The organism is Pandoraea sp. PE-S2R-1 (genome assembly GCF_002179865.1).
Lineage (GTDB): Bacteria > Pseudomonadota > Gammaproteobacteria > Burkholderiales > Burkholderiaceae > Pandoraea.
In genome coordinates, this window is the sequence record NZ_NGUR01000004.1 from 1 (window position 1) to 21,834 (window position 21,834).

Sequence of the window (21,834 nt, forward strand, 5' to 3'; positions counted from 1 at the left end):
GAATCCTCAGATACTGAATAGACGATTTAAACAGAGTGACGGGCGCTGCATCACATGACGCAGACGCCCTTCAAAACGAATTTACTTGCTCTTGGCGCTGATGATGCCTTCGCTCACGTTCTTCGGAGCTTCAGCGTAGTGCTTGAACTCCATCGTGTACGTGGCGCGGCCTTGCGTGGCCGAACGCAGCGACGTCGAGTAGCCGAACATTTCCGACAGCGGAACTTCAGCGCGCACGATCTTGCCGCCGCCGACCATGTCGTCCATGCCCTGGATAATGCCGCGACGCGACGACAAGTCGCCCATCACGTTACCCATGTAGTCTTCCGGCGTTTCGACTTCGACAGCCATCATCGGCTCGAGAATCACCGGGCTGGCGCGACGCATGGCTTCCTTGAAAGCCATCGAACCGGCCATACGGAACGCGTTTTCGTTCGAGTCCACATCGTGGTACGAACCGAACGTCAGGCGAACCTTGACGTCAACCACCGGGAAGCCGGCCAGAACACCGTTCTTGAGGGTGTCTTGAATACCCTTGTCGACCGCCGGGATGTATTCGCGAGGAATGACACCGCCCTTGATCTCGTCGAAGAACTCGTAGCCCTTGCCTTGCTCGTTCGGCTCCAGCGTGATGACCGCGTGACCGAATTGGCCGCGACCACCCGACTGCTTGACGAACTTGCCTTCGACGTCCGTAGCTGCCTTGCGAATGGTTTCGCGGTAAGCAACTTGCGGTGCGCCGATGTTGGCTTCCACGCCGAATTCGCGCTTCATACGGTCCACCAGAATTTCGAGGTGGAGCTCGCCCATACCCGAAATGATGGTCTGACCCGATTCTTCATCGGTCTGCACGCGGAACGACGGGTCTTCCTGCGCCAGGCGGTTCAGGGCGAGGCCCATCTTTTCCTGGTCGACCTTGGTCTTCGGCTCGACAGCCTGCGAAATCACCGGCTCCGGGAACACCATGCGCTCGAGCACGATCGGGGCGGTCGGGTCGCACAGCGTGTCACCCGTGGTCGCGTCCTTCAAACCGACGGCTGCGGCGATGTCGCCTGCACGCACTTCGTCGATTTCTTCGCGCTGGTTCGCGTGCATCTGCACGATACGGCCCAGACGTTCCTTCTTGCCCTTGACCGAATTCAGCAGCGTGTCACCCTTGTTCACAACGCCCGAGTAGACGCGGAAGAAGATCAGCTGGCCAACGAACGGGTCGGTCATGATCTTGAATGCCAGCGACGAGAACTTCTCGTCATCGGCAGCGCGGCGCTCGACCGGCTCTTCCTTGTCGTTCGTGCCCTTGACCGGCGGAATGTCGATCGGCGACGGCAGGAAGTCGATCACGGCGTCCAGCATACGCTGCACACCCTTGTTCTTGAACGCAGTACCGCACAGCATCGGCTGGATTTCGCAAGCGATGGTACGCGTGCGCAGGCCCAGGATGATGTCTTCTTCGGAGAGGTCGCCCTCTTCGAGGTACTTGTTCATGAGCGCTTCGCTCGACTCGGCAGCAGCCTCGACCATGCTTTCACGCCACTTCTTGGCTTCCGCTTGCAGCTCGGCCGGCACGTCGACGTAGTCGAACTTCATGCCTTGCGAAGCCTCGTCCCACAAGATTGCCTTCATCTTGATCAGGTCGACGACGCCCTTGAAGTTTTCTTCTGCACCAATCGGCACCACCACCGGCACCGGGTTGGCCTTCAGGCGGTTCTTCAGCTGGTCATAGACCTTGAAGAAGTTTGCGCCGGTACGGTCCATCTTGTTGACGAACGCCAGACGCGGCACGCCGTACTTGTTGGCCTGGCGCCACACGGTTTCCGACTGGGGCTGCACGCCACCCACAGCGCAATACACCATGCACGCGCCGTCAAGAACACGCATCGAGCGCTCGACTTCAATCGTGAAGTCGACGTGACCCGGGGTGTCGATGATGTTGATGCGGTGCTTTTGGTAATTGTTCGCCATGCCGGACCAGAAGCAGGTCGTGGCAGCCGACGTAATCGTGATGCCACGCTCTTGTTCCTGCTCCATCCAGTCCATCGTCGCGGCGCCATCGTGCACTTCACCGATTTTGTGGTTCACACCGGTGTAGAACAAAATGCGCTCGGTCGTCGTGGTTTTACCGGCGTCGATGTGAGCGCTAATACCGATGTTGCGGTAGCGCTCGATAGGGGTTGTACGAGCCACTTTAAGCCTCTTTCAATGTAGCCGCCATTTTTGAGGGGGCTACTAACACAAACGGGCGAGGCGCAATTTCTCATGCGCACCCGCCCCGGTTTCTGCTCTAGGTACTGCCTGCCAGCGTCAGAAGCGGAAGTGCGAGAAGGCCTTGTTGGCTTCAGCCATGCGGTGAACTTCGTCACGCTTCTTCATCGCACCGCCACGGCCTTCCGAGGCTTCGATCAGCTCGCCTGCCAGACGCAGGGCCATCGACTTTTCGCTACGCTTCTTCGCGGCCTCACGCAACCAACGCATCGCCAATGCCATACGACGCGACGGACGCACTTCGACCGGAACTTGATAGTTTGCACCGCCAACACGGCGGCTCTTCACTTCAACCACCGGCTTCACGTTACCGAGAGCGGTGTTGAAGATTTCCAGCGGATCCTTGCCCGCCTTGGTTTGGATCTGCTCGAAAGCACCATAAACGATGCGTTCTGCCACCGACTTCTTGCCGGCAAGCATCAACACGTTCATGAATTTAGCGACATCAACGTTGCCGAACTTCGGATCGGGCAACACTTCGCGCTTGGGGACTTCGCGGCGACGCGGCATAATTTCTTCCTTAATTGTTTCAGTCGGAGCCAGGCTCCAGGCCACCTACTAGCCCTTTTCGGGCCGAGTGACCACTTACTCAGTGACGATTCAACACCATCACCGAACGTATGTCCGTGAGGCTGCTTAGGCCTTCGGACGCTTCGCGCCGTACTTCGAACGGGCTTGCTTACGGTCCTTGACGCCTTGCGTGTCGAGGCTACCGCGCACCATGTGGTAACGCACACCCGGCAAGTCCTTCACACGACCGCCGCGAATCAGCACGACCGAGTGTTCCTGCAGGTTGTGGCCTTCACCGCCGATGTACGAGATGACCTCGAAACCGTTGGTCAGGCGCACCTTGGCAACTTTACGCAGTGCCGAGTTAGGCTTCTTGGGCGTCGTCGTGTACACACGGGTGCACACACCGCGACGCTGCGGGCAGTCCTGCAGGGCCGGGCTCTTGCTCTTGATTTGAGCAGAGGTGCGCGGCTTGCGGACCAATTGGTTAATCGTTGGCATTGTGATTTCCTAAATGTGTCAAAAGCATGACAACCAAGGCGGGCTACCATGCAGATTTACTGCGCACTTCCCGGTAACTCCTGCGGATTACCCGCACCTAACCGCTTGATACGTAAGCATTTTGGGTTGGGCACGCGCCTACCGCCGGAAAAACCGGAGCCTGCGACTATACATGGGGGATGTGCAAGTGTCAATGCAGCCGCATGCGTTTTCGCTCGGTAAGTCGTTGATTGTTAACGGCTCCGTGGGATGCCCGGCCCGACACCGCCGAGCATCCGCCCTCTCACTGCGGCGGGATTCAGGCATTGCGACCGACATGTATGCAGACTAAACTGCATTACGACGCTGCATAGCGAAAAATCTCCATACATGCTACCGACATCCGCCATGGACGCCTCTCACGACACCCTGCGCGCCACCTTCTGGAAGCCCGCGCTGTTGGCCGGCAAAGGCCCGCGTTATCTGCGCTTGGCCAGCTTCATCGAGCAAGCCGTCGCGGATGGCCGGCTGCGCCCCGGTGACCGGTTGCCCGCGCAGCGTGAGCTCGCCTCGTGGCTTGGCATCGACTTCACCACGGTCACGCGCGCCTACAACCGGGCCCGCGAGCGCAACGCCATCGAGGGGCGCGGGCCGCTGGGCACGTTCGTGAGCACACCCCGCGTGACCTTCGAACAGGTGCTCGATCTGGGGATGAACATTCCCCCCGCGCCGTCCGATCTTTTCCTCGGAGAATTGCTCCAGCAAGGGATCGACGAGGTGCTCACGCACACCGACGCATCCATGCTCATGGCTTACCAACTGGGCGATGGCGGCATTGCGGACCGGCAGGCCGGCGCCCTCTGGCTGGCCCCCATGCTCGGTGAGCTCGACGCGTCGCAGGTGGCCGTATGCCCGGGCGCACAGGCCACCCTGGCTGCGCTAATACTCACCGAGACGGCGCGCGACGAAACCATTTTGTGCGAGCCGATCGTGTATCCGGGCATCCGCAGCGCCGCCCGCACGCTGGAGCGCAAGCTCGTTGCGGTGGCGACCGACGACGACGGCATGCTGCCCGACGCGCTCATCGCTGCCGCCCGTGAGCACAAGGCCCGTGTCGTCTATCTGAATCCGACGCTGCAAAACCCGACCGCACGCACCATGCCCGAGGCCCGCCGGCGCCAGCTGCTCAACGTTGCCGAGACGCTCGACCTGACAGTGATCGAAGACGATCCGTACTGGCGCCTCGCCCACCGGGCCCCGCCGCCGCTCGCGCGTCTCGCACCGCACCGTGTGCATTACATTGCAACGCTGTCGAAATGCCTCACACCCGGCTTGCGCACGGCCTATCTGCGCCTCGCCGACGCCCGCCGGCGCGACGCATTTCTCGGCACGCTGAATGCGTTTGCCCTGATGGCGCCGCCGTTGATGACCGGGCTGGCCACCCAATGGATTCACAACGGCATGGCCGACCGTATCCTGGCCGGTGTGCGCAGTGCCGCCGCGCAACGCCAGACCATCGCCGCCGAGGTGCTGGGCGACATTGGCGCGACGCCTGAACAGGGCATCCATCGGTGGCAGTCGCTCCCCGCGCCATGGACCGCGCGCGAATTGACGATGGCAGCCCGTGCCGAAGGCTTGGCGGTGACCCCCGCCGACGCGTTCTGCCTGACGCCCGACGCGCCCAACGCCATCCGCATTTCGCTGGGCGGTGTGCGAGATCCCGAACGTCTCGCCAGCGCGCTCAAGCGACTGAAATCGCTGCTGAGCGAAGCGCCGCCCAGCGTGCACACGGCGATTGTCTAGACGCGCTGCGTCGAGTTCACCAGAAACCGCAACGCGCTACGCCGAAACCGACAAACGCAACCTGCGCGAATGGGAACACTGCGAAGCACCACGGGATAGGCCCGTGGTGCTGACCGGAATGACCCCTTATGCGCATTGAAAAATGGCTGACGGCGGCATTGGCCGCCACATCGGGGATGCCGATCAATACGGCCCCCACCTCCGATTTTGCCGACGCGTTTGTCGCCGGCGAGCACCCGCCGGCCTCCGGCGCCGGCCCATCGCCCCCACCCAGACCGACTGCCATGCGGCGCGCCAGCGTCCCGGCTTACGCGCCAACCGCAGCACCTACGTTCAGGTCGACCTTGACGTCGGCATCTGCCGCCGCTTCTGCCTCCCCTACCGCGCCGCCGTCCGCATCCCGGTCCACAAACACCGCGTCGCCCTCACAGCCCTTCGACTGGTCACGTCCACCGATCACGCGCGCAGCGTATCTGGCCGAACAACTGGCACATGTCCGGCCGGTCTGCGTCGTTGGCAGCCGGATGGACAGCGGCGATTGCCTGCTCGACGTGCCTGCGGGCGAAAGGACATATGTTCGCGTCAGCGAATTGATGCGACGCGGCTGCGAGAAGTCGCTGCCTGAGCGCATGCAAGCTGCGCTTTCCGCCAGCCGCCGCGACGCAGACACCCTCGACGCAGGTTTCGAAGCCCGCTTCGCGAGCGAATCGCAGGGCCGGTACGCCGCCAAATCCATCGCGCAGCGCCTGCACGAGCGCATCGGCGCACTGGCGCCGGAATTGCGCGAGGCGCTAGCCGAAAGCGGCGCGTATATCGAAGTGCCACGTCTGAGCTTCCAGCGCGTCGTACGCGGCACGCAGGAAGCTCAGCGGAACAACCTGTTCCTGCGCATTCCCGATCGCGACGTGCCGGTACCGACCGGCGAGGCACTGACCAACGAAGCCACGTTGGGGGCGTTCGTCCGCATTCCGGGGCAAGGCGGCGTCCGTACCTTCGTCGTCTCGCTGAGCACGCAGGCCACGATCGAGCCAGTGCAGCACGACCCCATGACCTACACCGGCCTGCATCTGGATCACCTGTTTGGCGACGTGCCCGAGTACTACGTCGTCAGCCGCATTCACATCCAGAAACTGGCGGCGGGCGACGATCTCGTCCACACCCTGTCGAAAAGGCTCCATGAGGGGCATCGACGCTACTGGGACTTTGCGTACGGCAAAACCCGGGAGCAGGCCGCCCGCAATTCACATGCCGATGTCCGGCAACCGCCCTGCGAGCCCCGGTCCAGACGGCTGTCGCGCACGCAAATGCTGTTCCGGCGTGTCTCATTGGGCTGATGGCCACCGCGCCGGAACCGGGCGATGCCGCTAAAAAAGGCATAAAAAAGCGCCGCCCGGGCGGCTTTCCCCCTTGATGCGCACCCGCCCTGTCAAATACCGTAGCCGAAGGTGTCGCAAACGGCGTATCCCGTGTCACCCGGCGCGTTTTATTTGATGCCGCGAATTCGTACACTCCGAGACTTCGTCTGTCACGACGCCTCTCCTCCTATTTCCATATCCCCATGCAGGCGAGTTTCGAAAAAGACAGCATTCTGGTACTCGATGTCGACGGCACGCTCACGGATTCGGTGCGCATTCACCAGCGCGCACTGCTGGGCGCCATGGAGTCGCTGGCCTTCGAGGCATTGAATACCGACTGGGGCAGCTACCCGCATCACACCGATACGGGGATTCTGATCCATGCGCACGCCGAGAATGGCCGCGCGCTGCCGCAGCCGCACGATCTCGCGCGCTTCGAGCATGAGATCGACGAACGCTTCACGGCGCTGCTCAACGCCCACGGGCTGGCGGAGATCCCCGGCGCACGCGCCTTTGTCGAAGCGGCGCACCGGTCACGCTGGGGCGTGGTGTTCGCCACCGGCGGCATCCGGCAGGTCAGCCATCGCAAGCTGCGCTCGGTCGCCATCGACTACACCGATGCCATGCTCATCACCGCGTCGGAATACAGTTCGCGCGAGCAGTTGGTGAGCGAGGCCATCAAGCGCGCGCAGGCGGGTTACGGCATCACGAATCCGCGCGCGATCGTGTCGATTGGCGACGGCATGTGGGATCTGAAGGTGGCGCGCACGCTCGGCATCGACTTCGTCGGCATCGGCTCGAAGCGTCAGCGCTCACCGCTTTACGCGGAGGGCGTGCCGGTCTACGACGATATGTGGGAAGCCATGCACTGGCTCAATCCGGGTGCCGGCCGCGCGTCAGGTATTCGCTTGGCGTCACGCCCATAAGGCGGCGAAACATCGTGGAGAACGCACTCGGCGTGTCGTAGCCGACTTCGAGCGCCACCTGCGTGATGGGCCGCCCGGCCCCCAGCAGCGGCAATGCGCCGAGCAGTCGCATGTGTTGCCGCCATTCCCGAAACGGCAAGCCGAACTCCGTCATGAAACGGCGCTCCAGCGTACGGCTCGATGCGCCGACCTCGGACGCCCAATCCTGCAAGCTGCGCATGTCGGCCGGCGTGGCCAGATAGGCGTCGAAAATCTTGCGCAGGCGGGTGTCGACCGGCACCTGCAAGTGCAACGGCGTGTCGCTCTTCCACTCGATTTCCTGCAACAGCAGGGCGATGACCAGACCGTCCTTGCCGTCGGCCATCCAATCCTTGGGCAGTGCCATCGCGCGCAGAATCAGCTCGCGCAGCAACGGGGTGACACGGATGGCCACCGGCGTGTCGGGGGCGCTCAGACCGCAGCGCGCCACGTCGACGTACATCGTGCGCATTTCGACTTTGCCCCGCATACGCACTTCATGCGAGACGTTCCCCGGAATCCACAACGCGCGTTGCGGCGGTATTACCCAGAACGACGTATCCGTGCGCACTTCCATGATCCCGGCACGCGCGAACATCAATTGCGCACGCCGGTGGCTATGGGGCGTCACGATGAAACCGTCCGGATAATCTTTCGCCAGCGCGCCGACGGGGCGGTCGTGACCTGGACCATCCAGGGTTACCGCACTTGAGATCGGCATCGGGCCATTTTTCGGCGTTATAGGCGACCACGCCAGCGTAACACCGCCGACACACGCTCACCAAGCCGATTGCCCTCGATGGCCGCCTCGATTGCCTTACCGCGTCATCTGGATCAGAAGGGCTTCACGATGACCATGACGACGATAACGGCCATCGACACCAGCGTGATGGGCAGCGCCCGCTGAAAAAGCGATGGCGACGGTTGCATTACCCCGTCGCGCTCCAGCCTGCGCAGCGTGGCCGACAGACGCCCGTGCAGCGCCGAGATCACCAGCACGAAGACCAGCTTGACCATCAACCATGGCGCGCTCCACCAATTCGCCATGACAGCCAGCGCCGGGCCGCTCAGCCACACGACGATGAGCGCCGGCGACGCCAGCCGATAGTCGGCTTGCCGGGCGATGCGGCGCCAGTCGGGCTGCGCCAGACGTCCACCAAGCGACATCGCCACCAGCCCGGCAATCAACAAAATCACGGCAATCAGATGTACGGCCTTGATCCACAGATAAAGCATCGATGTCTCCCCAGTCGTTTTCAATTATTTCTAAATTGACAAGAGTTGCTTGACGAATGTCGTGTTTATTGTCGAGTCGCGCATCAATAGACTGTAACTGTCGACGATGAGTTACACATCGCCCCCTTCAAAAGACAGGAGAAAACATCATGAAGCGCACTCTTATTACCTCGGCTCTGGTTTCCGCAATGCTTGCTGTGTCGGCCGGTTCGGCCTTTGCAAGCGACGCTTTCGACGGTCCTTCGGAATTCTCGTGGGTCCCGCAAACCAGCGTTCTGACCCGCGCCCAAGTCCGTGAAGAACTGGTCCAGGCCCAGAAGGCCGGCCTCGTGGTTCAACACGACAGCGTCTATCCGAAGGCAGCGCCGAGCGCCCAACCGGTCTCGAGCAGCGCCCCGGTCACCATGGGTTCGGTCGGTGGCTCGCAACGCGCCGGTTCGACCTACTTCGGTTCATAAGCTAAATTGCCGCGCCGCCCGTCCCGCTCAGGGGACTGCGGCGCGGTGCGCGTTCTGCGCATGACGACGCGTCGGCATCGTCCCGACGTTCAGCGTGTTCTCCGGTCTCGTATGGCGGGCGCTGGAAGTTTCAGCCAGCCCGGCATCACCGCAGGCTCCTGTCGCTGTGCGTAGTGGTTCAACGCACAGGACTTTGCCCGTCGCTTCGGCGACGGGCTTTTTTTAGCACAGTCTGCCAATGAAAAGCCCGCCCAGAAACTGGGGCGGGCTTTTTTTGTATCGCTTTGGCAACGGCTTACTTCGACAGCCACGTCGAGAGGAATGCGAGCGAACGGCCGTGGGCAAGCGCCGCCGACGGCTGATGGTACGAACCGCGCGACCAGCAGTTGAAGCCGTGGTCAGCCTGCGGATACACGAAGACTTCGGTATTCGGACGCGACTTCACGGCCTCGGTCACTGCCGTCACGATATCCGGGGTGATGTGGCTGTCGAGCGCGCCGTAGTGGAACTGCGTCGGGACGTTGAGGTTAGGGGCTTCGCCGAGATAGTTGTGAATGCCGCCGCCGTAATACGGCACGGCGGCATCGACCAGACCGCGCGCCGCGGCCAGATACGACACCAAGCCGCCGAAGCAGTAACCGACCGCCGCCACTTTCGCGCCCGCGTCGAGCTTGCCGCGCAGTGCCGTGACGCAGGCGCCGACGTCGGCGACGGCCTTCTCCACGTCGACCGACTTGCGCAACTCCATTGCGCGCGCCATGTCGTCGCCCGAATAGCCGAGTTCGACGCGCGGGGCGGCGCGCCAGAAGATGTCCGGCGCGATCACGACGTAGCCATCCGACGCGTATTGGTCGGCCACACCGCGAATGTGTTCGTTCACACCGAAGATTTCTTGCACCAGCACGATGCCCGGTGCGTTAGCCGTCTTGCCCGACGGCGGCAATGCCAGGTAGGCATCGAAAGTGCCGTCGACGGTTTCGACGCGGATCCATTGACTGTTCGACACGGGAGTGACTCCTCACGAAAAAGGGGGAAAGCCTGCGCTCGCGACCCGCCGACCGACCGGCCCACCGGCAGCCGTGGGGAACGGCCGCGTCTGGCGGCGGCTGTCGCGCGCAGAAAGGCCGGATCAGTATAGGCACTTTTCGTGATGCGCACCGGGCGTGCCCACGCCCGTCACATAAGGCTCAGCGAGCACCCACGCGCGTCCCGGCGTTGAGCCGGGGTCCATCGCGCCCGATCGCGACGTGGCGCCCCTCGCCCGTCGTTTCAGCCGCCGAACCCATGCACCACCGGCATGGCGCCGGGTCACGCCTTGAGCGCAGCCTCAAGCAACTTTGCGACACCACCGAAGCCCGCCACTTGTGCGGCGTCGATACCGTACAAGGCACTCAGCGCGGGCCCGGGGTTCAGGAAATCCACTCGCACCTCGTCGGCGGAAGCCGCCCAGACCATCACCTTGAGCGGCAACTCCAGCCCGGCATGCGGGTTGGCCGCCATGACCGGCGTACCGCCTTTCGGGTTACCGAACAACACCAGTCGCGTCGGTCGCAGCGACAGGCCCGCTGACGCAGCGGCAGCACTCTGATCGATGTCTGCAAAGATCGTCATGCCGTGCTGCTTGAGTGTGTCGATCACGCGCGCGAGCGTCGCATAAAAATCCACCGGGCTGCGCAGCGACGTGACGGCAACCGGGCGAACGAATTCGGTAGTCATGTAGCGCTCCTTCTCAGAGATCCACGGCAGCATGCGGCACGAATTCTCCTCGCGGCTGCCAGCCTGCATCGCTCCACACATTACACCTTACACACGGTTACCACCGACCGGTGCGCAGCGATTCGCGCGATACGCTTGGTGCATGCGTTCGATATCTCAGCGCACGTCTTTGCTACGGAGTCCAAATGATGAAGATCACCATCCGCCATCTCACGGGTGTTGTTGCCATGACGATGGCGTTAGCGGCAACGGCCACCACTGCCGCTCACGCCGCGCCGGCCAACACCTCAGATTTGCCCCCGCAAATCGTCCTCGCGCTGAACGGCCCGCAAGGCAACGACATGCCGCCACCGGGTGCCGGACCGCAGGGCCCCGGCGGCCCGCGCGGCCCGGGTCCGATGGGTCCTCGAGCGCCGGGCGGTCCCGCGTTTGGCGCCATGCGTACTATCGACGAAATCGCCCATCTGTATCGCGTTGGCGGACATCCCGAAAACGTATTGCCGTTCTATCGCGAGACGTTGACGCAAACGCGCGATCCGCTGCTGCGCCACCATTTGCGCGAAGCCATCGCGCGTGAAGAACTGAAGCCGTCCGACACGAACGCGGCGATCTCGACGCTGCGCGCGCAACTGAGCGAGGATCTCGCCGCGCTGCCGTCGCCCGACGGCAAGCGCAGATAAACCACGCGCATCGATGCCAAACGGCCCCGCACGTCAATCGCGCGAGGCCGACATGATGCGTTCGTTCCACTGCGGCAGCCAGTCGAGCAGATACTGCGCGAAACCTTCCGCAGCGGGTGACGCGGCGCGCGACACCGGCCGATACACGCACACCTGACGAATCGTCTCCGGCGAGACGACACGCTGCATCACCAGACCGAAGGTATTGGCGAGCGCCGCGACATAGCCGGGCGTGAGCGTAGACGCGAGCCCCTGCGCCGCGATACCGAGCGCCGTCGTCACGTTATCGACGACATCGATCGGCGTGATGCGGGCGTCGGGCGGCGCGCTCGCGCGCATTTGCTCGACGCTGCGCTCGTGATCGCGTCCGGCGGCCACGAGCGGCGTGTCGCGCAGGTCTTGCCAGCGCAGTCGCTTGCGTCGGGCGAGCGGGTGCGAAGGCGCGCACCACAGCACCCACGGACTATCGAACGCCGGGGCCCCGGCGACATGCGCACCAGTGGCGCGATTGGGACCGATGGCGAGATCGAGATCGCCATTGGCAACATGATCGATGAGCGCATCGACCGGGGTATCGACCACACGCACGACAACCTTCGGACGCAACGCCGCGTAGTCACGAATCGCTGCGGGCAGCGCCATGCCCGCGAGCACGAGCGGCGCCCCCACGCGCACGATCCCGGCGGCACGATTGCGCAAATCGTCGGCGGTCTTCTCCGCCGCCTGCACGTGACGCAACACCGACTCGGCGGACGCAAGGAAGTCGCGTCCGGCACTGGAAAGCGCTACGCGTCGCGTCGTGCGATCAAAGATGCGGAAGCCGAGCACGGATTCGAGCTCCGCCACGAGTTGGCTCACCGCCGACGACGTGAGACCAAGCCGCTTGCCGGCTTCGGCAAAGCTGTGCAGTTCGGCAATGGCAACCAGGGCTTCGAACTGGCGCAGCGTGACACGGGTCAGGGGCATGGGGTTTCGATTATCAAGTTTCGCTTACGAATCGACCAAAATCGATTGATTGTTCCGCAAAGGGTCGTCGCCCACAATCGATTTCAAAAATCCCCTTTGATTCTTTGGATCCCTTCGATCCATTGGTGTCGAGATTCTGCGACGCCCCCTGCGAGGTCCCATGCAAGGTCCCATGTTTTCTCACGTCGATGCCTATCCCGGCGACCCGATTCTTGGTCTGAACGAAGCGTTCGGTCAGGACCCCCGACCGCACAAGGTCAACCTGTCGATCGGCATCTATTTCGACGATGCCGGCCGTCTGCCCGTGATGGGCGCCGTGCGCGAGGCGGAAGCCGGCGTGCTGGCCGACATCGGCCCGCGCCCGTATCTGCCGATGGCCGGCACTGCCGCCTATCGCGACGCCGTGCAGGCCCTCGTCTTCGGCGACGCCTGCGCCGCCCGGCGCGACCAACGCATTGCCACTTTGCAGACCCTTGGAGGCGGTGGCGCGTTACGCGTGGGCGCCGACTTCCTCAAGCGCTACTTCCCTGACGCCACCGTGTGGATCAGCGATCCGAGCTGGGACAACCATCGCGTGGTGTTCGAGAGCGCCGGCTTCCCCGTGCAGGCGTATCCGTACTACGACGACGCCACCGGCGGCCTGCGTTTCGACGCCATGCTCGATACGATCGCCAAGCTGCCGCCGCGCAGCATCGTGCTGCTGCACGCATGCTGTCATAACCCGACCGGCGTCGATCTCACCCCGCAGCAATGGCAAACGCTGATCCCGGTGCTGCGCGAGCGCGGTCTCATCGCCTTCGTCGACATGGCGTATCAGGGCTTCGGCGACGGACTCGATGCCGACGCTTTCGCCGTGCGCGCACTCACCGAGTCGGGCGTACCGACCGTCGTGGCGAACTCGTTCTCGAAGAACTTCTCGCTGTACGGCGAGCGTTGCGGCGCGTTGTCGGTCGTCTGCGCTTCGGCCGAGGAAGCCTCACGCGTCTTCGGACAGCTCACCGGCACGGTTCGCGCGAACTACAGCAACCCGCCGACGCATGGCGCGCGACTCGTCGCGCACGTGCTCACGACGCCCGTGCTGCGTCAGGCGTGGGAAAACGAACTCGACAGCATGCGCACGCGCATCGCTGCGATGCGCGCGGAAATTCACGCGCAGCTCGCGTCACATGTCAGCGACGAGCAGCGCTCGCGCTACCTCGCGCAGCGCGGCATGTTCACGTACACCGGCTTGTCGGCGGCGCAGGCAGACGCGCTACGCGAAACCCACGGCGTCTACATCCTGCGCTCGGGGCGCATGTGTGTGGCGGGGCTCAACACGCGCAATGTCGGCACGGTCGCCAGCGCGATCGCGCAGGTGCTTGCGGGTCATTGAGATGGCATGGCGCGCTTGCGCGCCCTCGATCACGGTTCATCAGAAACACGGAGCGCATGCCTCCGCCAAACGCATGCCGAATCGATAACTACATCACGACATCACGTCGACTGGAGACACCATGACAACAGCCACCGCCGCCGGCGCGCGCCCTGACGCGCACCAAGGCGATCACATTGCCAAGCACCCTTGGCGTGCGGTCATTTCCGCGTCCATCGGCAATGCGCTCGAATGGTTCGATCTGGTGGTGTACGGCTTCTTTGCCGTGACCATTGCGAAGCTGTTCTTCCCGACGCACGACGACACGACGTCGTTGCTGCTCACGTTGGGCACCTTCGGCGTGTCGTTCTTCATGCGTCCGCTGGGTGCGATCGTCATTGGTGTCTATGCCGACAAGCAGGGGCGGCGCGCGGCGCTCACGCTGACCATTCTGATGATGATGGTCGGCACCGCGATCATCGCGTTCATGCCGACGTACGCTTCCATCGGTGTGCTGGCGCCCGTGGGGATCGTGCTGGCGCGGATGATTCAGGGCTTTTCTGCGGGCGGTGAATTCGGCAGCGCGACAGCGTTTCTCGCCGAGCATGCCCCACGGCGACGCGGCTTCTTCGCGAGCTTTCAGGTCGCGAGTCAGGGGCTGACGACGCTGCTCGCCGCCGGGTTCGGCGCATTGCTCACCAGCACGCTGTCTCCGGAACAAATGCAGAGTTGGGGCTGGCGCGTGCCGTTCCTGTTCGGTCTGTTGATCGGCCCGGTAGCGTATTACATCCGTCGCCATGTCGACGAGACGCCGGAGTTCCTGCAAGCCGAGCCGACCGAGACGCCGCTGCGCGACACGCTGGAGCATCAGAAGATGCGCCTGCTGCTGGCCGTGGGCGCTGTCGTCGTCGCGACGGTGTCGACGTATCTTGTGCTGTACATGCCGACCTATGCGATCAAGCAGTTGGGGTTGCCGGCATCGGTTGCGTTTGCCGCGACGGTGGCCACGGGGCTCGTGCAGATGTTCCTGTCGCCGGTAGTGGGCGCGTGGTCCGACCGTGCCGGGCGCACAAAGCCGATGATGATTGCGGCGGCCGCGCTGCTGGTGCTGATCTGGCCGATGTTCTGGCTGCTCTCGACGTACCCGAGCTTCGGCATGATGCTCGCGCTGCAAACGGTGCTGGGGGTATTGATGACGGTGTACTTTGCGCCGCTGCCCGCACTGGCCTCCGAGATCTTCCCGGTGAAGACGCGCACCACCGGCTTGTCGCTGTCGTACAACCTGTCGGTGACGTTCTTCGGCGGCTTTGCACCGTTCATCCTGACGTGGCTCATCAACGTGACCGGCAGCAAGCTGGCACCGAGCTTCTACATGATGGCCGCTGCGGCGATCGGGCTGCTCGCCCTGAGCCGGATATATCGCCATACCGGGGTGCGGTAACCCAACCCTGATTCGCTAATACCAGTGACTGAGGCCATTTCATACGAAATGGCCTCAGTTTTATCCCGCCCTTGAAGTGACATTTCACAGTTCGTCGGGGGAACGGTTCGTATCTCCATGATCGCGTCGCAGAGTCGCTTCAGCCCGCGATTCATCCGTCGATTTCGCAGGCTTCCTCGAAACGATCCGGAGATCACGACATGAGCAACTCGATTCAAACCGATCAGAGCAGATTTGTGGCTTTGGTCAGAAAATTCTCCCAACTGACCGGCAAGGCTGTTCCCTTTAACGAAGCCGGACACGGCGCCTACTTCCTCGGCGATTCCGGGCTGAAGAATCTTGCGGATATGGTTGACGGTATTCAATCGTTCCAGAAACTGCACCCGGGCTTCGCCCAGATTATCAACGCACCCAAAACATCCTCCCCGATCAACTCAATGGCTCACGGACTGGTGATCGTCCACCAGATCGACAGCGAAGAGGTTCCGCCCGGGCTCGACAAGGCGGCAGAGGACAAGTGGCGGAAGGGGCAGAAAAACGACCGCCAGGCAGAAATGGATTCGTACATGAATCTGGGCGGGAGCATTACCCTCAAACAGGGACAGACAACCTTCGTCGATAACAATGACCGAAAGGTGAGTATCGATTATTGGGTCGTGTTCATGCATGGCCACATGACGATGCATGTGAGGTCAAACCTGCTGGTGGATAACCTGCCGACGCAGCGCAAGGAATATTCCGACGGCGAATTGACTCAATTCAAGAGTATCCCGGACCTTGAAAAGCAGGTATTCACGGAATTCAAGTTTGTCCCGGCCGGGAAGCCCGAGGAAGTCGTCGAACCACTGATGGCCGCCGCGCGTAGTTCGCAAGAGCATGGCGTGCTGGCGGTGGCGGCTGGTCCGGACGGTCACACACCGGCCACCGCAAAGCTCGATGCCCTGTTGCATTCGATGGGTGCCTTCACCTCTGGAAACAACGGCCTCGACCAGACGCTCTCGCGCTTCACTCCGGCCCCAATGGCACTGGTGGCGCTCGCCGCATCGCAATAACGCCTTTAGGGCGACACGACTCAGGCCTATTCACGTCGCGTGATCAGCACTTACGCGGGGTCCGCGAAGCGGAATTCGGCCTGCATCAAATACATCAATCTCGCAGATTCCCTCGAAATAGATTTGGAGATACCTTAATGTACGATTTCAAAACCAACGCAATCAAACAAAGATATCTTGATTATTATTCAGACAAACTATCAAGATTGACAGGAATTCAAAACACCTTGAAAAAAGGTGGCAACGCCGCACCCATCGTTTTAAATTTCACGCTGCTAAACTTGATAAAAATCACCAACAGCATTGAAGAATTTAATATACAGATCCCCGAATACATCAGCCTCATCAGCAAATCAAGCATTGTTCGAAGATTTTTCAATGGCCTAAAAATTATAGATGAAAACAAAAATATAAACCCCAACAACCCTCTACTTCTTCCAATCATTGGAAGAATTAACGGAGAAATGAATTTAAACGGATCTCAAAAAGATCTAACGGAAACACATTCCTACCAAAGCGATTCCGGAAAGAGAGTCGATATCAATTATTACCTCACCTGCCACAATGATAATTTCAGCATGGATGCGGAGGTGGTGGTGGACGGCTCTGCCCCTCAGGGCTGGCCATACCATAACCTCATCGATTTTCCGACGCCACAAGCGCTCGAAAAGCGAATACTCGAGCATTACGGCGCAACAAACGCGCGTCGCGTTCCGAGCGTCTCGTCATCGCTTGATATGGGCATCGTTGACGACCTATCGGGTAACAACGTGCTCGCACATACCGATCAGCGCCCCATCGATAGCCACGACTGTGATACACCGCGGACGTGGGGATCCGATGATCCGCGGATGCCTGTTTCGGTATCCGGACAGTTGCCGCCTGACGCCAAACTGAACAGATTGCTTGCATCCGTAAGCACATTTGGCGTTCCGGACGGTGCCGCCAAACAGGCTACATCGCCTTTCACGTTGGCTCAGGCGATGTCGGTGTATCTCGCAGCGCCTCAGTAAGGTCCACCCACCCGAGCACTTTGCGTGAAGGGCTGTCGGCGATATCTGTTCGACGATCCGCCTTTCACGCACGCTATGGCGCACCAGCGCCTCACTGCGGATACAACCCCTTCTCCCGCCCGAACAATCGCGCCAACCCGAGCAGCGCATCGATATTCGGCGTCGCCACCGACAGCGTCTGCCCCATCTCGCGCACCACGCTCACCAGCGCATCGAGTTCAATCGGCCGCCCCGCTTCCACGTCCTGCAACATCGACGTCTTGAACGCACCCAACTTCGCCGTCACCGCATGGCGATCTTCCGGCGATTGTTCGATGACGCAGCCAATCTTCCCGCCAATCGTCGCCGCTTCGGTCATCGCCGCCGAGCAGAACGCGCGCACGAGCGGATCGCCGAGCACGCGGTCGATGGTCGCGCCCGTGATTGCCGACACCGGGTTCATCGTCAGGTTGCCCCACAGCTTGTACCAGATGTCCTGTCGCACGTTCTCCGACGCTTTCACCTCGAAGCCTGCGCGCTCCAGCAACGCGGCCAGCTTCTGCACACGTTCGCTGATGCCGCCGCCCGGCTCGCCAATGATCAACCCGCGCCCCATCTTGTGATCGACCAGCCCCGGCTCCGGGGTGGCAGCGCTCGCGTGCACCACACAGCCCAACACATTCGCCAGCGGGATCGCTGCGCCGATGGCGCCGCCCGGGTCGACGCTCGTCAACGGTTCGTCACCGAACGGCGCCACGCCCTTGCAGAACCACCACGGCACGCCGTTCATGGCCGGCAGCACAATCGTGTCCGGCCCAATCAGCGGCCCGATGGAGGCGGCCACCTGCGTGAGCGCCGGCCCTTTGACCGCGATCACCACCAGATCCTGCACGCCCAGTTTCTCTGCGTCTTCCAGCGGATGCGCTGCGGCCACCGGTGCTGCCGAGAGCGACTCGCCCTGCTTCACGCGCCAGCCGCGCTCACGCAGTGCCGCCAGCGTCGCGCCACGCGCCAATGCGCTGACCCGTGCTTCGCCCGTCGCTGCCAGCTTCGTGCCGATCAGCCCGCCAATGGCGCCCGCGCCAATGATCGTTACCTTCATTCGTCTGCTCCGTACCAAGAATTGCCGCGACGTGCCGGCATGACCGGGACATCTTCGGATGCCGCCACCGCGTACGTCAACTACGCCTTATTTGCCGCGCGACGATAGTTCTCCTTGAAATGCTCAGGCACACGCTCATCGAAGCCCAGTGCGACACGGCGCACTTCCGGGCTGTCGGTCGGGGCGTGCCCCACACCAAGCGCCGCCGCACGCGGCGCTTCGATGCCGACGACCCTGCCTGACAGTCGACCCAGTCCGGTGATCTCGCACTCGACCAGATCGCCCGCATCGACCGAGCGCGAATGACACGGCGTGCCCATCAGGATCACGTCGCCCGGCATCAGCGTGATGTGACGCGCGATGTCCGCGATCACGTAATGCGGCCCCCAGATCGTCTCATCGCCGATGTGCGCTTCCTGCACCACCAGTCCGTTGCGATACGTGCGCAATGTCTGCTCGAACAGATTCACGCCGCGCACGATGCCGGGACCGATCGGCAACAACGTATCCGCGCCCTTCACGCGCAGCATCGATCCCTGATCGGTATCGCGAAAGTCCTGCAAGCCCATGTCGAGCGCCGGACAGAAGCCTTCGATGTAATCCCACGCTTCGTCAGGCAGTACGTTGCGGCACGTCCGGCTGATCACTACCGCGTACTCGCTCTCGTAATTCAGATACTTGCAATCGGCAGGCTTGAGAATCTGCCCGCCGTGGCCGTTGAGCGAAGTCGGCGGCTTGGTGAAATACGTCGGTGTATCGGTCGGCTTCGGCTTGTTGCGCGTCTCCATGCTGCGCGAACGATACGAGATATGCACGGCAATGATCTTCGACGGGTCGACGGGCGGCAGATGCGCCACCGTTTGCGGATCGACCACGCGGCCATCGTCGAGCCGCAACTGACCGCGCAGCGAACCGTCTTCGATCATGGTGCCCCAGAACGCGCTGCCGCCCAGCAGAATGCGCCGGCGTTCAACACGCGGGCCTCGCATCACGGCAGGCACTTCTTTCAGCGGAAATTCGAAATCCATCGCGTCGCTCCTTCAGGCTTGGCGCGCGGTGCTGCTCGCGTTGTCGTCGCCATCGAACCAGATATGCACGTTGCCGGTGCCGCGGGCGTTTTCGTAATCGGAGAGCACCACGCCCTTGCTCCGGCATGCAGCGCCGCCCAACGCACCGACCATTTGCAGATAGTGCGCGCCGTGGGCTTCCCACGGACGCTTGCGATAGTCGCTGTCCCAGTCCGCCAGAATCTGGTCGTGACGCCCTTCGCGAAACGCTTCGATCGCGCGCTTGTCGCTCTCGATGTTCTCGGGCCGCGACACATTGCTCTCGTGAAAGATGCGCGGATGCGTCGGCTTCCAGTCGATGCCGTTGAACTTGTGACTCAGCGCACCGGACGCCAGCATCACCACGCGCAAATCGCTGCGGCGAATCGCCTCGCCGATCACTTGCCCCGATTGCAGGAAATGTTCCGTCTCGCAGTTCTGGCACGAACTCACCGTCACGATCGGCCACGCATCGAGCCGCATCTGCTTGATGACGTTGATCGTCGGGTAGTGACGCGGCAAATCGGGATGCTGCACGGCACGCGCACGCACGCCCTTCTCGCGCGCCACGGCTTCCACGGCGAGCGCGAGTTCGGGATGACCACGATAGTCGTACGGCACACCGTGCAGATACCACGGCATTTCGTCGGAGACGTACATGCCCGAATAACGCGCGCCGCCGTCGATCAGGTGATAGCCGGTCGTGAACCAGTGCGAATCGAAAATCAGCACGACATCCGGCTTCGCTGCCGCAATTCGCTCGCGCACGCGCGTGTACCCGGCGATCAAATCCGAATCCGCTCCTGCGCCCTGCAAGACACGAAATTCCTCACACTGCATCAAACCGGGATGGTGCGACACAAGTGCCGCGCCGACGATCTGTCCCATGGTGTTCTCCTCAATCTCTTTTGTTTTTTACTGAATGCGGCGATGCCATCAGCGATGATCAGCGATGGCTGAAGCTCGCCTTGAACGGCTGTTTCGGCACGACGACATCCTTCACGTCGCAGAAGAATTCGAAGCTCCACTCGCCGCCTTCACGGCCCACGCCCGAACGCTTGATGCCGCCGAACGGTGCGGCGAGATCGCGAATGCCGAAGCTGTTGACCCAGATGAAGCCGGTACGCACGCGCTGCGCGATGGCGATGGCATGCGCTTCGTCGCCGTAGCAGACGCCGCCGAGTCCGAAATCGGTGCCGTTGGCCATATCGACCACGTCGTCGTCGCTTCGGAACGTCTGCAACGTGAGCACCGGCCCGAAGACTTCCTGCTGCACGATCTCGTCGCGTTGACGCAAGTCGGTGAGCAGCGTCGGTGCGAAATACTGCGCACCGAACGGATGACGCTTGCCGCCCCACAGCACGCGCGCGCCGCCCGCGACGGCACGCTCGACAAAACCTTCCACACGCTCAAGCTGACGCGGATGAATGATCGGGCCGACTTCCGTCGCTGCCTCACGCGGGTCGCCCACGACGAGGCTTTCCACCAGCGTGCGCAGCGTCTCCGTGAAACGTTGCGCGACGTCGGCATGCACAAGCAGTCGCGTGCCTGCGAGACACACTTGCCCGGCGTTGCGATACATCAGTGCAGCCGTGGCGGCGGCAGCGTCCAGATCGGCGTCGGCGAGCACGATGAAGGCCGACTTGCCGCCGAGTTCGAGACTGCACGGCACCAGATTCGCGGCGGCCGTTTTGGCAATCCATTTCGCCGTCGTGACCGACCCTGTGAACGAGATCCGTGCGAGGCGCGAATCGCTCACCAGCGCCGCCCCCGTCACCGCACCCGAGCCCTGCAACAAGTTGAATACGCCGGGCGGCAACCCCGCTTCTTCCGCACAATCGGCCAGCAGCGACGACGTGAGCGGTGCCCACTCGGGCGCCTTGAGCACCACGGTGTTGCCGGAGGCGAGCGCCGGACCAATCTTCCACGTCGCCAGCATCAACGGCGAATTCCACGGCGTGATGATGGCCACCACACCCGCCGGGTCGTGCCGCACCAGATGGCGCGCCTGCGGTGTCTCGATCACGCGGTCCTGCAACGTCAGTGCATGCTCGGCAAACCATGTGATGTTCTGCATCGCGCGCGGCACCACGCCGTGGGCCATGCGCGAGCGCAACACGCCAGCATCGTGGCTCTCGAGCGTGGCGAACGCTTCGGCACGCCGCCCGATCGCGTCGGCAAAGCGTTGCAGATACGGCTGACGAGCGGCCGCGCCCAGCGCCGCCCAAGCGGGGAACGCCTGCGCGGCCGACGTGACGGCAGCGTCGACGTGAGCGAGATTGCCGCTGGCGATATGACCGAGCTGCGTCTGATCGATGGGGGAAACGCATTCGAACGTATCCGGCGACGCCACGCGTCGGCCGTCGATGAAATGGTCTGGCGACACCGGAATGCCGGCGACGTCAAAACGGGAAGCGCTCATGCGATGCCTCGTTGGGGG

At 62.5% G+C, this 21,834-nt stretch carries 22 protein-coding genes; 9 read left to right on the forward strand and 13 right to left on the reverse strand.

Going from position 1 to position 21,834, the window contains the following annotated elements; translation table 11 throughout:
- Positions 1-81: 81 nt before the first annotated feature.
- The 3 genes from fusA to rpsL all read right to left on the reverse strand — a co-directional run bounded on the left by fusA (position 82) and on the right by rpsL (position 3,273).
- On the reverse strand, positions 82-2,184 hold the full coding sequence (gene fusA / locus CDV44_RS01095) for an elongation factor G (protein ID WP_058376385.1): 2,103 nt from the start codon (positions 2,182-2,184) through the stop codon (positions 82-84).
- A 117-nt stretch (positions 2,185-2,301) separates the two neighbouring features.
- Positions 2,302-2,772, reverse strand: a complete 471-nt coding sequence (gene rpsG / locus CDV44_RS01100) for a 30S ribosomal protein S7 (protein WP_017232357.1) — start codon at positions 2,770-2,772, stop codon at positions 2,302-2,304.
- 126 nt (positions 2,773-2,898) lie between these two features.
- Positions 2,899-3,273 (reverse strand): 30S ribosomal protein S12, encoded by a 375-nt coding sequence (gene rpsL / locus CDV44_RS01105; RefSeq protein WP_010804142.1) that lies wholly within the window; start codon positions 3,271-3,273, stop codon positions 2,899-2,901.
- A gap of 387 nt (positions 3,274-3,660) precedes the next feature.
- On the opposite strand from rpsL, the gene CDV44_RS01110 reads away from it, so the two are divergent.
- Positions 3,661-5,055, forward strand: a complete 1,395-nt coding sequence (locus tag CDV44_RS01110; protein WP_087686329.1) for a PLP-dependent aminotransferase family protein — start codon at positions 3,661-3,663, stop codon at positions 5,053-5,055.
- A gap of 307 nt (positions 5,056-5,362) precedes the next feature.
- Here CDV44_RS01110 and CDV44_RS27935 read toward each other — a convergent pair whose 3' ends face one another.
- Positions 5,363-5,515, reverse strand: a complete 153-nt coding sequence (locus tag CDV44_RS27935) for a hypothetical protein (protein WP_170935817.1) — start codon at positions 5,513-5,515, stop codon at positions 5,363-5,365.
- A 64-nt stretch (positions 5,516-5,579) separates the two neighbouring features.
- On the opposite strand from CDV44_RS27935, the gene CDV44_RS01115 reads away from it, so the two are divergent.
- Positions 5,580-6,389: a hypothetical protein gene (locus tag CDV44_RS01115; RefSeq protein ID WP_087686330.1), complete on the forward strand. Its 810-nt coding sequence runs from the start codon at positions 5,580-5,582 to the stop codon at positions 6,387-6,389.
- A gap of 224 nt (positions 6,390-6,613) precedes the next feature.
- Entirely contained in the window at positions 6,614-7,336 is a 723-nt protein-coding gene (locus CDV44_RS01120) for an HAD family hydrolase (protein WP_058376389.1), read from the forward strand.
- On the opposite strand, the gene CDV44_RS01125 is transcribed toward CDV44_RS01120, so the two are convergent.
- Positions 7,284-8,075, reverse strand: a complete 792-nt coding sequence (locus CDV44_RS01125) for a helix-turn-helix domain-containing protein (RefSeq protein WP_087686331.1) — start codon at positions 8,073-8,075, stop codon at positions 7,284-7,286. The genes CDV44_RS01120 and CDV44_RS01125 overlap by 53 nt on opposite strands.
- Before the next feature lie 113 nt (positions 8,076-8,188).
- Positions 8,189-8,590, reverse strand: coding sequence for a CopD family protein (locus tag CDV44_RS01130; RefSeq protein ID WP_087686332.1), 402 nt, complete (start codon positions 8,588-8,590; stop codon positions 8,189-8,191).
- Between the two features lie 149 nt (positions 8,591-8,739).
- Between CDV44_RS01130 and CDV44_RS01135 the strand changes: the two genes are divergently transcribed.
- Positions 8,740-9,048 carry a DUF4148 domain-containing protein gene (locus tag CDV44_RS01135; RefSeq protein WP_084656469.1) on the forward strand — a complete coding sequence of 103 codons (309 nt, stop codon included), beginning with the start codon at positions 8,740-8,742 and terminating at the stop codon, positions 9,046-9,048.
- 295 nt (positions 9,049-9,343) lie between these two features.
- Here the strand turns inward: CDV44_RS01135 and CDV44_RS01140 are convergent, their stop codons facing one another.
- Both CDV44_RS01140 and CDV44_RS01145 read right to left on the reverse strand, forming a co-directional pair.
- Positions 9,344-10,054 (reverse strand): dienelactone hydrolase family protein, encoded by a 711-nt coding sequence (locus CDV44_RS01140; RefSeq protein WP_087686333.1) that lies wholly within the window; start codon positions 10,052-10,054, stop codon positions 9,344-9,346.
- Between the two features lie 302 nt (positions 10,055-10,356).
- The gene (locus CDV44_RS01145; RefSeq protein ID WP_087686349.1) at positions 10,357-10,764 is read right to left on the reverse strand and encodes a DUF302 domain-containing protein; all 408 of its coding nucleotides are present in this window, start codon (positions 10,762-10,764) and stop codon (positions 10,357-10,359) included.
- Between the two features lie 185 nt (positions 10,765-10,949).
- Here CDV44_RS01145 and CDV44_RS27940 point away from each other — a divergent pair, with 185 nt between their 5' ends.
- On the forward strand, positions 10,950-11,444 hold the full coding sequence (locus tag CDV44_RS27940) for a hypothetical protein (RefSeq protein ID WP_087686334.1): 495 nt from the start codon (positions 10,950-10,952) through the stop codon (positions 11,442-11,444).
- A 33-nt stretch (positions 11,445-11,477) separates the two neighbouring features.
- Here the strand turns inward: CDV44_RS27940 and CDV44_RS01155 are convergent, their stop codons facing one another.
- Positions 11,478-12,410, reverse strand: a complete 933-nt coding sequence (locus tag CDV44_RS01155) for a LysR family transcriptional regulator (RefSeq protein ID WP_087686335.1) — start codon at positions 12,408-12,410, stop codon at positions 11,478-11,480.
- Between the two features lie 172 nt (positions 12,411-12,582).
- Here CDV44_RS01155 and CDV44_RS01160 point away from each other — a divergent pair, with 172 nt between their 5' ends.
- The 4 genes from CDV44_RS01160 (at position 12,583) to CDV44_RS27690 (ending at position 17,267) form a co-directional block, all read left to right on the forward strand.
- On the forward strand, positions 12,583-13,782 hold the full coding sequence (locus CDV44_RS01160) for an amino acid aminotransferase (protein ID WP_087686350.1): 1,200 nt from the start codon (positions 12,583-12,585) through the stop codon (positions 13,780-13,782).
- 121 nt (positions 13,783-13,903) lie between these two features.
- Positions 13,904-15,202 (forward strand): MFS transporter, encoded by a 1,299-nt coding sequence (locus CDV44_RS01165; RefSeq protein WP_087686336.1) that lies wholly within the window; start codon positions 13,904-13,906, stop codon positions 15,200-15,202.
- 200 nt (positions 15,203-15,402) lie between these two features.
- Positions 15,403-16,254, forward strand: coding sequence for a hypothetical protein (locus tag CDV44_RS01170; RefSeq protein ID WP_087686337.1), 852 nt, complete (start codon positions 15,403-15,405; stop codon positions 16,252-16,254).
- Positions 16,255-16,391: 137 nt separating this feature from the next.
- The gene (locus tag CDV44_RS27690) at positions 16,392-17,267 is read left to right on the forward strand and encodes a hypothetical protein (protein ID WP_141118650.1); all 876 of its coding nucleotides are present in this window, start codon (positions 16,392-16,394) and stop codon (positions 17,265-17,267) included.
- Positions 17,268-17,358: 91 nt separating this feature from the next.
- Here CDV44_RS27690 and CDV44_RS01180 read toward each other — a convergent pair whose 3' ends face one another.
- The 4 genes from CDV44_RS01180 to CDV44_RS01195 form a co-directional block, all read right to left on the reverse strand.
- Positions 17,359-18,348 (reverse strand): 2-dehydropantoate 2-reductase, encoded by a 990-nt coding sequence (locus CDV44_RS01180; RefSeq protein ID WP_087686339.1) that lies wholly within the window; start codon positions 18,346-18,348, stop codon positions 17,359-17,361.
- A gap of 80 nt (positions 18,349-18,428) precedes the next feature.
- Positions 18,429-19,376, reverse strand: a complete 948-nt coding sequence (locus tag CDV44_RS01185; RefSeq protein ID WP_087686340.1) for a fumarylacetoacetate hydrolase family protein — start codon at positions 19,374-19,376, stop codon at positions 18,429-18,431.
- Between the two features lie 12 nt (positions 19,377-19,388).
- Positions 19,389-20,282 carry an extradiol ring-cleavage dioxygenase gene (locus CDV44_RS01190; RefSeq protein ID WP_087686341.1) on the reverse strand — a complete coding sequence of 298 codons (894 nt, stop codon included), beginning with the start codon at positions 20,280-20,282 and terminating at the stop codon, positions 19,389-19,391.
- A 58-nt stretch (positions 20,283-20,340) separates the two neighbouring features.
- Positions 20,341-21,816: an aldehyde dehydrogenase family protein gene (locus CDV44_RS01195; protein ID WP_087686342.1), complete on the reverse strand. Its 1,476-nt coding sequence runs from the start codon at positions 21,814-21,816 to the stop codon at positions 20,341-20,343.
- Between the last annotated feature and the right edge of the window lie 18 nt (positions 21,817-21,834).

Excerpts from the sequence above, each read along its gene's own strand:
- CDV44_RS01160 (WP_087686350.1), top strand. The coding sequence starts at position 12,583 with ATGTTTTCTCACGTCGATGCCTATCCCGGCGACCCGATTCTTGGTCTG.
- CDV44_RS01145 (WP_087686349.1), bottom strand. The coding sequence starts at position 10,764 with ATGACTACCGAATTCGTTCGCCCGGTTGCCGTCACGTCGCTGCGCAGC.
- CDV44_RS01155 (WP_087686335.1), bottom strand. The coding sequence starts at position 12,410 with ATGCCCCTGACCCGTGTCACGCTGCGCCAGTTCGAAGCCCTGGTTGCC.
- CDV44_RS01130 (WP_087686332.1), bottom strand. The coding sequence starts at position 8,590 with ATGCTTTATCTGTGGATCAAGGCCGTACATCTGATTGCCGTGATTTTG.
- CDV44_RS01135 (WP_084656469.1), top strand. The coding sequence starts at position 8,740 with ATGAAGCGCACTCTTATTACCTCGGCTCTGGTTTCCGCAATGCTTGCT.
- rpsG (WP_017232357.1), bottom strand. The coding sequence starts at position 2,772 with ATGCCGCGTCGCCGCGAAGTCCCCAAGCGCGAAGTGTTGCCCGATCCG.
- CDV44_RS27940 (WP_087686334.1), top strand. The coding sequence starts at position 10,950 with ATGATGAAGATCACCATCCGCCATCTCACGGGTGTTGTTGCCATGACG.
- rpsL (WP_010804142.1), bottom strand. The coding sequence starts at position 3,273 with ATGCCAACGATTAACCAATTGGTCCGCAAGCCGCGCACCTCTGCTCAA.
- CDV44_RS01195 (WP_087686342.1), bottom strand. The coding sequence starts at position 21,816 with ATGAGCGCTTCCCGTTTTGACGTCGCCGGCATTCCGGTGTCGCCAGAC.
- CDV44_RS01180 (WP_087686339.1), bottom strand. The coding sequence starts at position 18,348 with ATGAAGGTAACGATCATTGGCGCGGGCGCCATTGGCGGGCTGATCGGC.
- CDV44_RS01120 (WP_058376389.1), top strand. The coding sequence starts at position 6,614 with ATGCAGGCGAGTTTCGAAAAAGACAGCATTCTGGTACTCGATGTCGAC.
- CDV44_RS01165 (WP_087686336.1), top strand. The coding sequence starts at position 13,904 with ATGACAACAGCCACCGCCGCCGGCGCGCGCCCTGACGCGCACCAAGGC.
- CDV44_RS01115 (WP_087686330.1), top strand. The coding sequence starts at position 5,580 with ATGGACAGCGGCGATTGCCTGCTCGACGTGCCTGCGGGCGAAAGGACA.
- CDV44_RS27690 (WP_141118650.1), top strand. The coding sequence starts at position 16,392 with ATGTACGATTTCAAAACCAACGCAATCAAACAAAGATATCTTGATTAT.
- CDV44_RS01125 (WP_087686331.1), bottom strand. The coding sequence starts at position 8,075 with ATGCCGATCTCAAGTGCGGTAACCCTGGATGGTCCAGGTCACGACCGC.
- CDV44_RS01170 (WP_087686337.1), top strand. The coding sequence starts at position 15,403 with ATGAGCAACTCGATTCAAACCGATCAGAGCAGATTTGTGGCTTTGGTC.
- CDV44_RS01190 (WP_087686341.1), bottom strand. The coding sequence starts at position 20,282 with ATGGGACAGATCGTCGGCGCGGCACTTGTGTCGCACCATCCCGGTTTG.
- CDV44_RS01110 (WP_087686329.1), top strand. The coding sequence starts at position 3,661 with ATGGACGCCTCTCACGACACCCTGCGCGCCACCTTCTGGAAGCCCGCG.
- CDV44_RS01185 (WP_087686340.1), bottom strand. The coding sequence starts at position 19,376 with ATGGATTTCGAATTTCCGCTGAAAGAAGTGCCTGCCGTGATGCGAGGC.